Genomic DNA, 16552 nt, shown 5'->3' on the forward strand with positions numbered 1-16552 from the left:
GGCGGATGCGTGTGTGCTGGTGGCGGCGCGGGCGCGGCTGATGCAGGCGTTGCCTGTGGGCGGTGCGATGGTGGCTGTCCAGGCAGGCGAGAGCGAGGTCGGGCCGCGGCTGTCGGATGGTGTGTCGATCGCTGCGGTCAACGGTCCGGAGGCGGTGGTGATCGCCGGTGGTGAGGCTGAAGTTCTCTGCATTGCCGAGGAGTTGGCGGCTGAGGGGCGCAAGACGCAGCGGCTGTCGGTGAGCCATGCGTTCCATTCGGCGTCGATGGATCCGATGCTGGAGGACTTCCGGCGGGTGGTGGCCGGGCTGTCGTTCAGGGCGCCGCAGATTCCCCTGGTCTCCAACGTGACCGGTGAGCTGGCTGCCGAGGAACTGGTGTGCTCTGCGGAGTACTGGGTCCGGCACGTGCGGGAGACCGTACGGTTCGCCGACGGCGTGCGCGCCCTGGAGACCGAAGGTGCCCGGGTCTTCCTGGAGTTGGGCCCGGACGGCGTGTTGACCGCGATGGCTCAGCACACTCTGGACACCGATGACAGCGTGGCCGTATCGGCCCTGCGCAAGGACCGGTCCGAGGAGTCTGCCCTGCTGACCGCGCTGGCGCGGCTGCACGTGGGGGGCGTGGCGGTGGACTGGTCCGGGATCTTCGCCGGCACTGGCGCCCGCCGCGTCGACCTGCCCACCTATCCCTTCCAGCACGAGCGGTACTGGCCCCGGCCGGCTTTGGTGTCCGGTGACGTGGCCGGTGCGGGCCTGTCGGCCGCGGAGCACCCGCTGTTGGGCGCGATGGTCACCGTCGCGGATTCCGGCGGGATGGTGTTGACGGGCCGGCTGTCGCTGGGGACGCATCCCTGGCTGGTCGACCACGTCATGGGCGGCAGCGTCCTCTTCCCGGGAGCCGGTTTCGTCGAGTTGGCGATGCGCGCTGCCGATCAGGTCGGTTGTGACCGGGTCGAGGACCTTGTCCTGATGACACCGCTGGCGCTGTCCGAGGACCGCGCCGTGCAGGTCCAGGTGGTGGTCGGCGCCCCGAATGACGCGGGGTCTCGCGGGGTCTCGGTGTATTCGCGCCCGGATGACGGTGACCCGGATGGGCCGTGGACCCAGCACGCGGGCGGCACGCTGACCAGCGGTGAGCGGGTCGTCGACTTCGGTTCCCGGGTCTGGCCGCCGCGGGACGCGGAGGAGGTGGACCTGGCGGGCTTCTACGACGGGACCGGCTACGGCCCCGCGTTCCAGGGGCTGCGTTCGGTGTGGAAGAGCGAGGACGGCGCCTACGTGGAGGTGGCGCTGCCCGACCAGGTCACCGGGGAGGCCGGGGCGTTCGGGCTCCACCCGGTCCTGCTGGATGCGGTGTTGCAGTCGCGCAGGATGGCCGGGGTCGGTACCGCGGGGGACCAGCTCCTGCCGTTCGCCTGGCGTGGGGTGTCGCTGCACGCCGGTGGAGCGTCGGTCCTGCGGGCCCGGGTGACGAAGACCGGTGAGGACTCGGTGTCCGTCGCCGCCGTCGACGTCGAGGGCTCGCCTGTCCTGTCCGTTGAGGAACTCGTCCTGCGCGGCGGTCTACCGTCCGATGCGGACCCGCAGGCCGCGGCGAGGCGCGCGGAGCGCGAGGGACTGTTGTCGTTGGAGTGGGTGGCGGCTCCTGAGGTGGAGTCCGGTGAGGTCCGGTGTGTGTCCCTGGGCGCGGACGTGCTCGGCCTGGGTGCGTCGGTCGCTTCTCTGGCGGACCTCACCGGGGATGAGGACCTCGTGGTCGTGCCCGTGTCGGGCGCGGATGGTGATGTGCCCGGTGCGGCCCATGAGTTGGCGGCTCGGGTTCTGGGTGTGTTGCAGGAGTGGTTGGGTCGGGAGAGGGCGGGCGGCTCGCGTTTGGTGTTCGTCACCCATGGTGCGGTTTGTGCCGATGTGGGTGAGTCCGTGGTGGATGTGGCTGGTGCTGCGGCGTGGGGGTTGGTGCGTTCGGCGCAGTCGGAGCATCCGGGGCGGGTTGCCCTGCTGGACCTTCAAGTTGGTTCCATGGACCGTGGGTTGGCGTGGGTGTTTGGGGTGGTTCCTGGGCTGGTGGCTGCCGGGGACGGGCAGTTCGTTGTGCGGGATGGTGTGTTGCGGGTGGGTCGGTTGGCCGAGCTGGGTGGTGGTGTCGGGGTGGCGTCGCGTGCCTGGGACCCGGAGGGGACGGTGTTGGTCACGGGTGGCACCGGGGGGCTGGGTCGTGAGGTGGCTCGGCATTTGGTGGGTGAGCGTGGGGTGCGGCATCTGTTGTTGGTCAGCCGCAGTGGACCTGGGGCGCCTGGTGTGGAGGAGTTGCGGGAGGAACTGACGGCGTGCGGTGCCGAGGTGACGGTCCGTGCGTGTGATGTGGCGGATCGGGAGGCGGTGGATGCCGTTGTCGGGTCGGTTTCTGTTGCGCATCCGTTGACGGCTGTGGTGCATACGGCTGGTGTTCTCGATGACGGTGTGATCGCGTCGTTGTCGCGGGAGCGGTTGTCGGCTGTGTTGCGTCCGAAGGTGGATGCTGCCTGGCACCTGCATGAAGCGACCAAGGGTCTGGATCTGGCTGCGTTCGTGTTGTTCTCGTCGATCGCGGGTGTGTTGGGTGGTCCGGGTCAGGGGAATTATGCGGCGGGCAATGTGTTTTTGGATGCGCTTGCCTGGCATCGTGTGGGGCTGGGATTGCCTGCGCAGTCGTTGGCGTGGGGTGCCTGGGAGCAGGGTGGTGGGATGACCGCCTCGCTCTCGGATGCGGACATGCAGCGGATGGCTTCGTATGGGACGGCGCCGTTGAGTCCGGAGCGGGGTTTGGCGTTGTTCGACGCTGCCACCGCGACGGATGCGCCCCACCTCGTCCCGGTCGGCCGGGTTTCGGGGCCGGTACGGATACAAGGGCCGGTGCCGTCGCTGCTGCGCGGGCTGATCAGGGGAACCCGGCGGACGGCCGCGAGTTCCACGGGCGGCTCCGGTGCGGACGGAGCCGTGGGGTTCGTCGATCGGTTGCGGGCGGCCCGCCCGGAGGAGCGTACGCGGCTGATGACCGATGCCGTCTGCACCGAGGCCGCCGCCGTGCTCGGACACGTCTCGGCCAAGAGCATCGACGCGGGCCGGGAGTTCTACGAGCTCGGCTTCGACTCGCTGACCTCCGTCGAACTGCGCAACCGCCTCTCCACGATCACCGGACTGCACCTGTCGGCGACCGTGGTCTTCGACAGCAAGACCCCCGGCGATCTCGCAGCCCGCCTCTACGGTGACCTGGCCGCGCAGGAGTCCCTGGACGGCGCCGGGGCCGAAGCGGGCCTCCGCCAGGTCGCCGCGCCGGAGAGCGACTCGCTGGAGCGACTGTTCCTCGACGCCCTGGAGAGCGGCAAGATCCCGGAAGCACAGTGCATGCTCTCCGCCCTGAGCGCGCTCCGCCCAAGCTTCGAGAACACCGCCGAGTTGGAGGATCTGCCGCTGCCGGCCACCCTCGCCGAGGGCCCCGGCCGGCCGCGGCTGATCTGCATCAGCACGCCCACCGCCAACGGCGGCGTGCACGAATACGTCAGACTGGCCGCGCCGTTCCGGGGTGAGCGGCACGTCAGCGCGCTGCCGCTGGTCGGCTTCGCCACGGGGGAGCGGCTGCCGGCCACTGCCGAGACCGCGGTGCGGGCCGTCGCGGAGAGTGCGTTGCGGGCGAGTGACGGTGAGCCGTTCGTACTGGTCGGGCACTCCTCCGCGGGAGCCTTCGCGTACCTGGCCGCGGCTCTGCTGGAGGACACCTGGGGCATCAGGCCGGAGGCCGTGGTGCTGCTGGACACCATCAGCATCCGGCACCAGAAGAGCGATGGCCTTGACTACCGGGGACTGATGCGACGCCACTTCATGGTCGACGAGGTCTCCCCGGTGCGGATGACCAACTCCAGGCTGTCCGCCATGGCGCGCTGGCTGGGCATGCTGAGCCAACTCGAACTGCGGCACACCACCGCGCCCGTGCTGCTCGTCCGCGCCGGCAAGGAGACGTTGGGCATCGAGACGGACACCTCCCTCGGTGCCGAACGGCACGGCGGCGCGCCGACCGTCGTCCACAGCGTGGACGCGGACCACTTCTCCATGGTGCGCGACGACGCGCCGGAGACCGCGCGGATCGTCAAGGAATGGCTGGACTCCCTCGGCAACGCGTAACGACGGCACACGGGCAACCGGGTAACAACGACACGGGAACACAAGCCAGGCGGGCGGTCCTCGGACCGCCCGCCTGAGGCGTTCCCCGGTCGCGACCAGGGAGCCGTGCGCCGCCGGGGAAGCCGTACGCGTCAGCGGAACCGGACCGCGCAAAGTCGGCGTCGGAGGTTGACGTGGGAACAGGCCGGTTGTGGCGCTCGGCCGTTCTTACGGTGACAAGGCAAGCGCCTCCGCCAACGAGTGGGCGGAGGCGCCGAGTTGCCCGGTCCGCTGCCCCGGACCGTCGTGTTGTCGATCTTCGCGCTCCGCCGTGCCGGTGTGCCGGCGCCGGGAAGCGGCCCGGGCGGGTGTGCCCGGGGGCCCCTACGCCAGGGCCGGGTGCGCCAGAACCATGCCGGCGGCGGTCTCGCGCCCGCCGGCCGAGCGCATCAGGGCGGCCCGCCGCTGCGCCTTCTCGTGGAAGGAGGGGGTGCTGAGGACCCTCGTGAGCTTGTCGACGACATCGTTGACGTCGATGGTCTGCGGCTGGTCGAGGGTGAGGCTGATGCCGAAGTCCCGGCCGCGGACCGCCTGGTCGTAGCAGTCCACCCAGAGCGGTCGCACCACGAGCGGCTTGCCGAAGTACATGCCTTCGTTGAATCCGTTGCCACCGCCGTGGGTGAAGAACACCTTCACGTTGGGGTGGGCAAGCACGTCCATCTGCGAAGGCACCCAGCTCTCGACACGGAGGTTGCCCGGCAGCGATTCCTCGGGCGGCAGCAGGTGCTGCTGTTCCGAGGGCAGCTTCCACAGCATCTGATGCCGGCCCTCCAGACGACGGGCCACCTCCACCATGGAGCCGACCTGTTCCCGCGTCAGCCGGGTGATCGTCCCGAGCCCCACGTAGACCACGGAGGACTGGGCGTCCAGCCACTGTGAGAGGTCCTTGTCGTCCGGCGCTTCGGGGAGCGGCGGCACCATCGCACCCACCAGCAGCATCTTCTTCGGGACGGTGAAGGGGTAGTCCAGCTCGGCGATGGAGTTGCACAGCACCAGGTCGGCGTGCTCGATCCTGGCCATGGTGCTGGGCGCCGGCAGCCCGACCTCCTTGCGCCGCCGGGCGTCCTCCTTGAGGACCTTGCTCATCTCGGGGTTGAGGAACATCGCCAGGGTCCGCCACCTGAACAGCTCGTTGCTGACGCGCTGGGTGAGCGTCATCCGCCGCGAGAACCCCGTGTGCGGGACGGGGAAGCCCCGCGGGGTGTAGCTCTTCGTGAAGGGCGTGTGCGCGGTCAGCACATTGCTCGGCAGGAACGGAACGCTCAGTACGTACGGGATCTTTCGGGCGATGGCCACGTCGACGGCGAAGCTGCTGATGCAGTCGATGACCATGAGTGCCGGCTGGACCTCGTCGACGACGGCCTGGAGGCGGCGGGACTTCTCCCTCTGGAGCTCGGGCCGGTAGGTGTGCCGCACGACCGCGCGGTGCGCCCTGAACCGCGAGGACTGGGTGACCTCACGGTAGATGTCGTCGGTCCATGTCACGGCCGACATCTCGGAGTCGACGCCGCCCAGGGAGGCGAACTCCACCGGGGAGCCCTCCGCGATCCCTTTCACATCGTTGCGGCGCGGCTCGTCGGTGGCGAACCAGAGGTCCGCCACGCCTTGGCGTGAGAGTTCACCCGCCAGTACGAGCAGCGGATTGAGCAGACCGCTCTCCGGAAGGCTGACGAAGAGGATCGGCCGTCGGGCGGATTCCATGGATTCCCTTTCACCGGTGGCAGGCTGGACTCGGCGAGCACGCCTGGGTGCGGGGCGATTGACCGCACCGTGCCTTTGATCTCACGCCGGGTGCCGGGAAATCCTTAGACTCGGCCACCGCGCCGAGGGCCTGGCCACGGCGAACGCGCGGCCGGGTCGGACGCCTTCGCGCCGGCCTGGCCGCGGCGCACGCGCGCTCCGGCCAGGCCAGGTCGTGGCGCGGCAGGCGCTGCTGCCGGGACGGCACCTACCAGGTGATCCGGAGCTCGGCGAAGCCGCCCGACAGTTGGCCCTCCTTCAGGCGCAGTTCCTCCACGGGGTGTTCCAGGCGCAGTTCCGGCAGCCGCGTGAACAGCTTGGTGAACATCGTCTTGAGCTCCAGGCGCGCGAGGGGGGCGCCGATGCAGTGCCAGATGCCGTGGCCGAACGACAGATGCGGGTTGGGTGCCCGGTCGACGTCGAACTCCTCCGGCCCCGTGAACGCCCGCTCGTCGAAGTTGGGCAGGCCGAGGTCGAACAGGACCAGATCGCCGGTCCGGATCGTCACCCCGCCGAACTCCATGTCCTCGCTGGCGTAGCGCGGGGGCAGCACCGACCCACCGGCCCGGGCCGACCGCAGCACCTCCTCCACGGCGCGCCCCATCACCTCGGGGTCGGCCAGCGCCGCCGCGCGCTGGTCGGGGTGTGTGGCCAACAGCACCACGCCGTTGTCCAGGATGCTCGCGACGCTGTCCAGCCCGGCGAACAGCAGCCCCGAGGCCAGGTGCGTCACGCGGTCCTCGGGCAACTCGCCGTCGACCAGCCGGGAGATGATGTCGGGGCCGGGCTCGGCCCGCTTCAACTCGACCAGCCGCGCCACGAACGCGGACAGGTCGCGCTGTGCCCGCAGGGCCCCGTCACGGTCGTCCAGCCGGGCGATGCCGGACAGCAGAGTGATCAACTCCGCCCGGCGTTGCGGCGGTACGCCGATGACCTCGCAGAGCACGGTGAGCGCGAACGGGGAGGAGAGCTCGCCGTGCAGGTCGCCCGGAGACCCCTGGGCGATGAACGCGTCCAGCAGGGCCTCCGCGGCCTCCTCCACCTTCGGCTGCATCTCCCTCACGCGCCGGGCCGAGAACAACGGTGTGAGCAGGCGACGGGTCTCGGCGTGCTGCCGACGCCCGGTCTCGGCGTCGGCGTCGCTGATCAGCAGGTTCAGGAACGGGCTGCGTACGTACTGCGCGGCGGAGTCCGGGTCGGGGTGCGTGCGGCCGATGCGCTCGTCGTGCAGCAGCAGCTTGAGCTCGGCGTGGCGGGTCACCAGCCACGCCTCGTCCCCGGCGGGCGTGCGCACCCGGTGGATCGGCCCCCGGTCCTGCAACCTCTGCAGGAGCGGGCTCAGCTGAAGCATCTTGGGCGGTTCGAGGTTGAGGCAGGGCAGGTCTTGGGAGGCAGCGGACATGGGGAGGCCCCTTACGTGTGCTTCGTGACGTGACGCGTGCGGCGTGACGTTAGCGATCTGGGGACCGGAAAAACCCTACAAACGTCTCGGCGGGCAGGAGCACGGAGCGCGCCGTGAGCATCCCTCCGCTCGGAAAGCGGGCGTCATCTAGGGAAACCCGCAGTCGACCTTGACGAAGATGGCAGGGAAACGGTCGGACGTGCATGTCGGCGCTCTGTGCCCCAAGTCCGGCATTCCCCCGAACGATTGGCGTCCTGAATGTCGAACGAGGAGAAGCTGCGCGAGTACCTCAAGCGCGCGATCGCAGACCTTCACGAGACTCGTCAGCAGTTGGACGAGACGGAGGCGAAGCAGCGGGAGCCCATCGCGATCGTCTCGATGGCCTGCCGTCTCCCCGGCGGCGTCCGCTCGCCGGAAGAGCTGTGGGAACTGCTGAGCGGCGGCGTCGACGCGATCTCCTCCTTCCCCCGCAACCGCGGCTGGGACCTGGAGTCGCTCTACCACCCCGACCCGGCCCACCAGGGCACCGCCTACGCGCGCGAGGGCGGATTCCTGCACGACGGGGGCGAGTTCGACCCCGGCTTCTTCGGGATCTCCCCGCGCGAGGCGCTCGCCATGGACCCCCAGCAGCGGCTGCTGCTGGAGACCGCGTGGGAAGCCGTCGAACGCGCCGGCATCGACCCGGAATCCCTCGCCGGCAGCCGCACCGGCGTCTTCGTCGGCACCGGCCACGGCGGGTACGACGCCGAGGGGCACAAACGCGCCGACGAGGTCGGCGGACACCTGCTGACCGGCAACCACATCAGCATCGCCTCCGGCCGGATCTCCTACGTCCTGGGCCTGGAAGGCCCCGCACTGACCGTGGACACGGCCTGCTCCTCGTCGCTGGTCGCCCTCCACCTGGCCGCGCACGCGCTGCGGCGCGGCGAGTGCACCATGGCCCTGGTCGGCGGCGCGACCGTGATGTCCACGCCGCAGATGTTCGTGGAGTTCTCCCGGCAGCGCGGCCTGGCGCCCGACGGCCGCTGCAAGCCGTTCGCGGCCGCCGCCGACGGCACCGGCTGGAGCGAGGGCGTCGGGCTGCTGCTCGTCGAGCGGCTCAGCGACGCCGTGCGCAACGGCCACCCCGTACTCGCCGTGCTGCGGGGCTCCGCCGTCAACCAGGACGGCGCGTCCAACGGCCTGACCGCCCCCAACGGCCCCTCGCAGCAACGCGTCATCCGCCAGGCACTGACCGGCGCGGGCCTGGCCGCCGCGGACATCGACGCGGTGGAGGCGCACGGCACCGGCACCACCCTCGGCGACCCCGTCGAGGCACACGCCCTGCTGGCCACGTACGGGCAGCAGCGCCCCGCGGACCAACCCGTCCTCATCGGCGCCATGAAGTCCAACATCGGGCACACCCAGGCCGCCGCCGGTATCGCGGGCGTGATGAAGATGGTCCTGGCGATGCGGCACGGGCAACTGCCCAAGACCCTGCACCTGGACGCACCCACCGGGCACGTCGACTGGAGCGAGGGCAACGCCAGGCTTCTCGCGGAGCCCGAGCCCTGGCCGAGCACCGGCCGGCCCCGCCGCGCCGCGGTCTCCTCCTTCGGCATCAGCGGTACCAACGCCCACGCCATCCTCGAAGAGGCACCCGCCCCCGAGGCCGAGCCGGCCCCCGAGCCGGCCACCCGGTCCGGCGCGCTGCCCTGGATCCTGTCCGCCCGCACCGAAGGAGCCCTGCGCGCCCAGGCCGAACGCCTCGGCCACCACATACGGGACCGGGCCGATCTCGAACCGGCCGCCGTCGCCCACGCCCTCGTGGACACCCGGACCCTCATGGACCACCGCGCCGTGGTCGTCGCCGACGACCGGGCGGCCTTCCTACGCGGCCTGGACGCCTTGGCCGCGGGCCGCGACACCACCGGGCTGGTCAGCGGCGTCGCCACCAAGACCACCACCGCGTTCCTCTTCGCCGGGCAGGGCTCCCAGCGCCTGGGGGCGGGACGCGAACTGCACGCCGCACACCCCGCGTTCGCCGCCGCCTTCGACGCGGTGTGCGCCGAGATCGACCCGCACCTCGACCGGCCGCTGCGCGACGTCGTCTTCGCCGAGCAAGGCAGCGCCGAGGCCGCCCTGCTCGACCGGACCGCCTACACCCAGGCCGCCCTGTTCGCCCTGGAGACCGCCCTGTTCCGGCTCGCCGAATCCTGGGGCGTGGTGCCCCGGTTCGTCGCCGGACACTCCATCGGTGAGATCACCGCCGCCCACGTCAGCGGCGTCCTCACCCTCCAGGACGCCGCCCGGCTGGTCGCCGCGCGCGGCACCCTCATGCAGGCGCTGCCCGAAGGTGGAGCCATGGTCGCGATCCAGGCCACCGAGGAGGAGATCCGCGAAAGCCTCGCGGGCCACGAGGACCGCGTCGCCCTCGCGGCCGCCAACGGGCCCGACTCCACCGTCGTTTCCGGCGACGAACAGGCCGTCATCGAGATGGCGGCCCACTGGGAGGCGCAGGGCCGCCGCACCAAGCGACTCCGGGTCAGCCACGCCTTCCACTCCCCGCACATGGACGGCATGCTGGAGGACTTCCGGCGCGTCGCCCGCGGCCTGACCTTCCATGCCCCCCGCATCCCCGTGGTGTCCACGGTGACCGGCGCGCTCGCCACCGAAGCGGAACTGCGCTCGCCCGACTACTGGGTCAGGCAGGTCCGCGAAGCGGTCCGCTTCTGCGCCGCCGTGCGCACCCTCGAAGCCGAGGGCGTCACTGCCTTCGTCGAGATCGGCCCCGGCGGCGTCCTCACCCCCATGGTGCAGGACTGCCTGACCACCCTCGACGCGACCGTCCCCCCTGGCTCCCCTGTTCTCGTATCCCTCCTGCGCACCGGCCGCCCCGAAGTCCCCACCCTCACCGAGGGCATCGCCACCGCCTTCGTGCACGGCGTCCCCGTCGACTGGTCCGCCTGCCTGGACACGCCCGACGCCCCCCGCGTGGAACTGCCCACCTACGCCTTCCAACGCCAGTGGTACTGGCTGGACCCCGCCGACCACGACGCGGCCCAGGCGGCCGTCGCGGAGGCGGGCGAGGACGGGTTCTGGGCGGCCGTCGAACGCGAGGACCTCCAGGAACTGTCGGCCGTCCTGGCCATCGACGGCAGCGAAGCGGACTCCCTCGGCAGCCTCCTGCCCACCCTCTCCTCGTGGCGCAGGCAGCGCCGGACCCAGGCCGCCGCGGACCGCTTCGGCTACCGCACCCACTGGACCCCGCGCACCACCTCCAACGGCCCCGCCGCCACCGGGCACTGGCTCGTCGTCCTGCCCGACGGCGCCGCCGACGACCCGTGGACCACCCGCCTGCTCGACGCTCTGCGCGACCACGGCCTGCACACCGACGTACGCGTACTGCCCGGCACCGACGACCCCGGCGACGCCCTCGTCCGGCCCGACACCCCCGTCGACGGCGTGCTCTGCCTGCTGGCCCTCGACGAGCGGCCCCACCCGCGGCTGCCCTCCGTCCCGCGCGGCCTGGCCGCCACCACCACGCTGCTGCGCGCCCTGGAGGCCGCGGACATCCAGGCACCGTTGTGGAGCGTGACCCGTCGCGCCGTCGCCGTCGACCGGCACGACGCGCTCAACAGCCCTGCCCAAGCCCAGACATGGGGACTGGGCCGGGTGGCCGCGCTGGAGTTCCCGCAGACCTGGGGCGGACTCGTCGACCTCCCCGAGGACCTGGACGGGCGGACCGTCGCCGCGCTGCTGAGCGCCCTCACCTCGGACGAGGACCAGGTCGCGATCCGCCCGGCCGGGACCTTCGCCCGCCGGCTGGAACGGACCGCACCCGGCGGCGAGGCCGAAACCCCATGGAGCACCCACGGCACCGTGCTGGTCACCGGCGGCACCGGTGCCCTCGGCACCCACCTCGCCCACTGGCTGGCCGACGCCGGAGCCGAACACCTCGTGCTCACCAGTCGCCGCGGCCCCCAGGCCCCCGGCGCACCCGAACTCGCGGCCGCACTCACCGAGCGCGGCGTCAAGGTGACCCTCGCCGCCTGCGACGCCGCCGACCGCGAAGCGCTGGCGGCCGTCCTCGCGGACATCCCGCCGCACCTGCCGTTGACCGGCGTCGTGCACGCCGCCGGCGTGCTGGACGACGGCGTGCTGGAAGCACTCACCCCCGAGCGCTTCGAGACCGTACTGCGCCCCAAAGCGACCGCCGCACAGAATCTGCACGAACTCACCCAGGACCTCGGCCTGGACCACTTCGTGCTGTTCTCCTCGATCGTCGGCGTCCTGGGCAACGCCGGTCAGGGCAACTACGCCGCCGCCAATGCCTACTTGGACGCCCTCGCCGAACAGCGCCACCGGCAGGGCCTCCCGGCCACCTCCGTGTCCTGGGGCCCCTGGGCGGGCGACGGCATGGCCGTCGACAGCGATGCCGCCGTCCGGATGAGCCGCGACGGACTGCTGCCCATGGCCGCGGCCCCCGCCCTCGCCGCGCTGCGCCAGGCCCTCACCCAGGGCATGACGCACGTGACCGTGGCCGACATCGACTGGAGCGCCTACGCCCCCGCGCTCACCGCCGTCCGCCCCAGCCCCCTCATCGGCGACCTGCCCGAGGCCCGCCGCGCGATCCGCCCCGCGGACGGCCCGCGCCGCGCAGGCTCCCCCCTGCGCGACCGGATCGGCGCACTGCCGGCCGCCGAACAGGAACAGGCGCTCCTGACCATGGTCAGGGAAGAGGCCGCGAAGGCCCTCGGCCATCCCTCGCCGGACACCGTCGACGCCCAACGCGCCTTCCGCGAGCAGGGATTCGACTCGCTGATGGCGGTCGACCTGCGCAACCGGCTCTCCGCCGCGACGGGCCTGCGGCTGCCCGCCACCCTGCTCTTCGACCACCCCAGCGCCGTCGCGGTCGCCGCGCACCTGCGCACCGAGGTGCTGGGCGCCGCGAGCCCCGCCACGGTCGTGCAGGCGTCGGCCGCCGCCCTCGACGAGCCGGTGGCGATCGTCGGCATGGCCTGCCGCTTCCCCGGCGGGGTGGACTCGCCCGGGGCCCTGTGGCGGCTGCTGGCCGAGGGCGGCGACGCCATCACCGCCATGCCCACCGACCGCGGCTGGGACCTGGACCGGCTCTACCACCCCGACCCCGACCACCAGGGCACCAGTTACGCCCGCGACGGCGGATTCCTGTCCGACGCGGCCGGCTTCGACGCCGACTTCTTCGGCATCTCGCCGCGCGAGGCCCTCGCCATGGACCCCCAGCAGCGACTGCTCCTGGAGACCACCTGGGAGGTGCTCGAACAGGCCGGCATCGACCCGGAGTCCCTCCGGGGCAGCAGCACCGGCGTCTTCGCGGGAACCAACACCCAGGACTACGGCGCGGTCCTGGACACCGCACAGGACGAGGCGGGCGGGCACCGGCTCACCGGCAACGCCATGAGCGTCGTCTCCGGCCGGGTCTCCTACACCTTCGGCTTCGAAGGACCCGCCGTCACCGTGGACACCGCCTGCTCCTCCTCACTGGTGGCCCTGCACATGGCGGCGCAGGCGCTACGGGCGGGCGAGTGCTCGCTGGCGGTCGCCGGCGGCGTGACAGTGATGTCCACCCCGTCCTTCTTCGTGGAGTTCGCCCGGCAACGCGGCCTGGCCCCCGACGGCCGCTGCAAGCCGTTCGCGGCCGCCGCCGACGGCACCGGCTGGAGCGAGGGCGTCGGCCTGCTGCTGGTGGAGCGGCTCAGCGACGCCGTACGCAAAGGCCACCAGGTGCTCGCCGTCGTACGCGGCTCGGCCGTCAACCAGGACGGCGCATCCAACGGCCTGAGCGCACCCAGCGGTCCGTCGCAGCAGCGGGTGATCCGCCAGGCCCTGGCCAACGCCCAACTGACCCCTGCCGACGTCGACGCCCTGGAGGCGCATGGCACCGGTACCACGCTCGGTGACCCGATCGAGGCCCAGGCGCTGCTGGCCACCTATGGCCAGGAGCGTCCGGAGGATCGGCCGCTGCTGCTGGGCGCGGTGAAGTCCAACCTCGGGCACACCCAGGCCGCCGCCGGTGTGGCGGGCGTGATCAAGATGGTGCTGGCGATGCGGCACGGAGTGCTGCCGCGCACCCTGCACGTCGACGAGCCCACCGGGCACGTCGACTGGACCGCGGGCGCGGTCGAACTGCTCACCGAGAACACCGACTGGCCCGAGACCGACCGTCCCCGACGCGCCGCCGTCTCCGCGTTCGGCATCAGCGGAACCAACGCGCACGTGGTCCTGGAACTGCCCCCGGTCACCCAACCCGAACCGCCCACCACCGCCCCCGACGGGACGGCACCGCTGCTGCTCTCCGCCAGGAGCGAGCGCGCCCTGCGTGCCCAGGCGGCCCGGCTGCGCTCCCACCTCGACCGCGAACCCACGCCCCGGCTCACCGACGCCGCCTACACGCTGACGACCCGCCGCACGGCCTTCACCCACCGCGCGGCCGTCCGCGCCGACGACCACGGCGACGCGCTACGCGCCCTGACCGCACTGGCCACGGGCCAGGCCGACCCCGCCGTGGACACCGGCACCGCCCACACCGGCCGGGACGCCGTTCTCTTCTCCGGCCAGGGTTCGCAACGCCTTGGCATGGGCCGGGAGTTGTACGACCGCTATCCGGTGTTCGCGGAGGCGTTCGACGCGGTGTGCGCCGCGCTGGATGAGCATCTGGACCGGCCCCTGCGCGAGGTCGTCTGGGGTACCGACGCGGAGCTGCTGAACCAGACCGCCTACGCCCAGGCAGGGCTGTTCGCCATCGAGGTGGCCTTGTTCCGGCTCGTGGAATCCTGGGGTATCAGGCCGCAGTACGTGGCCGGGCACTCCGTCGGGGAGATTGCTGCCGCTCACGTCGCCGGGGTGTTCTCGCTGGCTGATGCGTGTGCGTTGGTGGCGGCGCGGGGTCGGTTGATGCAGGCGTTGCCGGTCGGTGGTGCGATGGTTGCGGTGCGGGCGTCGGAGGAGGAGGTGCGTGCGCGCCTGATCGAGGGTGTCGCGATCGCGGCGGTCAACGGTCCGTCGTCGGTTGTCGTCTCCGGTGTGCAGGAGGCGGTGCTTGCCGTTGCTGCGCGTTTCGAGGGTGAGGGTCGCAAGACCAGTCGGCTGCGGGTCTCGCATGCCTTCCACTCGCCGCTCATGGAACCGATGCTGGCCGACTTCCGGGCCGTCGCCGCGGAACTGTCCTACGGCGAGCCGCAGCTGGCCGTGGTCTCGAACGTCACCGGCGAACTCGCCACCGCGGAACAGCTGTGCACCCCCGAATACTGGGTGACCCACGTCCGCGAGGCCGTGCGGTTCGCCGACGGGATCGGCGCCCTCTCCGCCCAGGGCGTGACGCGGTTCCTCGAACTCGGCCCGGACGGTGCGCTCTCGGCGATGGCTCGGGAGTCGCTCTCCGACGGCGGTGACGCCACCGACCGGGAGGCGCCCGACGAGACCGTCCTCGTCCCCGCCCTGCGCCGGGATCGCCCCGAGGAGGCAACCCTCCTCGCGGCCCTGACCCGCCTGCACGTGCACGGCGCCGAGATCGACTGGGCCGCATACCTCGTCGGCCGGCACGCGCACGCCGTCGACCTGCCGACGTACGCCTTCCAGCACCAGCGGTACTGGCCGACCCCCGACCACACCCGTACCGGGGACATCGGCGCCGTCGGCCTCGAAGCTGCCGGACACCCGCTGCTGAGCGCCGCCGTGGAGCTGCCCGACGGCGACGGCGTGCTGTTCACCACGCGGCTGTCGCTCGCCTCCCACCCGTGGCTGGCCGGGCACGTCGTGATGGGCTCGGTCCTGCTGCCGGGCACCGCGTTCGCCGAACTCGCGATCCGCGCCGCCGACGAGGTGGGCTGCGGCCGCATCGACGAACTGACCCTGGCCGCCCCGCTCGTCCTGCCCGAACGGGGCGGCGTGCACCTCCAACTGCACGTGGGCCCGGCCGACGAGGCGGGCCGCCGCTCCTTCAGCGCCCGCTCCAGGACGGACGGCGACGGCGACCGCCCATGGACGCAGCACGCCACCGGCGTACTCGCCACCGGCCCGCAACCGGCCGCGGAGGACGTCGACTTCACCTCGGCGTCCTGGCCGCCCGCCGACGCCGAACCCGTCGACCTGACCGACTTCTACCCCCGCCTGGCCGACCGCGGATTCGACTACGGCCCGCACTTCCAGGGCCTGCACACCGCATGGCGCCGAGGCGACGCGGTCTTCGCCGAAGTCGCCCTGCCCGCCGTGGCCGAAGGCGACGCGCCCGCCTACGGCCTGCACCCGGCGCTGCTCGACGCGGCCCTGCACGTCGTCACCTTCAACGGAATCGACCAGCAGGTCGTGCCCTTCTCCTGGGAGGGCGTCTCACTGCACGCCTCCGGCGCCGCGACGGTCCGCGTCCGGGTCACCCGGCACGGCAACGACACGGTGTCCGTCGACGTCGCCGACACCGCGGGCGAACCCGTAGCCACCATCGGCGCCCTCGTCCTGCGGACGGTCTCCGCCGACCAGTGGCACAGCGACCCCAACCCGGTCGCCCGCGACGCGCTGTTCCGACTCCAGTGGAACCCCGTACGCCTGCCCCAGGCCGGCGCGGAGACCGTCGCCGCGATCGGCTTCCCCACGGGCCCGAGCGTCAAGTGGCCGGCGGACGGGGTCGAGCACCACACGGACTTGGACGCCCTGGCCGCATCCGGCCGTACGCCCGGTGCGGTACTGATGCCGGTGACTGCCGATACCGACTCCACCGGCATGGTGGAGTCCGTTCACGCGGCCACGGTGTGGGCGTTGGGGGTGATGCAGTCGTGGTTGGCCGAGGATCGGTTTGCTGCGTCGCGTCTGGTGTTCGTGACGCGTGGTGCGGTGTCTGGTGTGGATCTTGCGGGTGCTGCGGTGTGGGGTCTGGTGCGGTCGGCTCAGTCGGAGCACCCGGGTCGCTTCGGTCTGGTGGATCTGGACGGTGAGGCCGAAGTGGGTCTTCTGTCTCGTGCGTTGGTGTCGGATGAGCCGCAGTTGTCGCTGTGTGGTGGTGAGGTGCTGGCGCCGCGGTTGGTCCGTGCCGAGGTGCATGGGGCTCATGCTTGGGATGGTTCTGGCACGGTGTTGATCACGGGTGGTACGGGTGGTCTGGGGCGTGTGGTGGCTCGGCATCTGGTGGCTGAGCATGGGGTGCGGAGTCTGTTGTTGGTGAGCCGTCGTGGTGCGGCCGCGGAGGGGGTTGGGGAGCTGGT

Annotated in this window: 4 protein-coding genes; 2 read left to right on the top strand and 2 right to left on the bottom strand. The window is 71.9% G+C overall.

Going from position 1 to position 16552, the window contains the following annotated elements; translation table 11 throughout:
- Positions 1 to 4156 (top strand): SDR family NAD(P)-dependent oxidoreductase (locus tag ACO1BR_RS42220; protein WP_426800435.1); only part of this gene is annotated, 4156 nt, incomplete at its 5' end.
- A 363-nt stretch (positions 4157 to 4519) separates the two neighbouring features.
- On the opposite strand, the gene ACO1BR_RS42225 is transcribed toward ACO1BR_RS42220, so the two are convergent.
- Entirely contained in the window at positions 4520 to 5896 is a 1377-nt protein-coding gene (locus ACO1BR_RS42225) for a glycosyltransferase (protein ID WP_426800436.1), read from the bottom strand.
- A gap of 247 nt (positions 5897 to 6143) precedes the next feature.
- The gene (locus ACO1BR_RS42230; protein ID WP_426800437.1) at positions 6144 to 7337 is read right to left on the bottom strand and encodes a cytochrome P450; all 1194 of its coding nucleotides are present in this window, start codon (positions 7335 to 7337) and stop codon (positions 6144 to 6146) included.
- Between the two features lie 258 nt (positions 7338 to 7595).
- Here ACO1BR_RS42230 and ACO1BR_RS42235 point away from each other — a divergent pair.
- Positions 7596 to 16552: type I polyketide synthase (locus tag ACO1BR_RS42235; RefSeq protein WP_426800438.1), on the top strand; the 8957-nt coding region annotated here is incomplete at its 3' end.

Origin of the sequence: Streptomyces sp. YGL11-2 (assembly GCF_050054615.1) — a bacterium.
GTDB lineage: Bacteria > Actinomycetota > Actinomycetes > Streptomycetales > Streptomycetaceae > Streptomyces.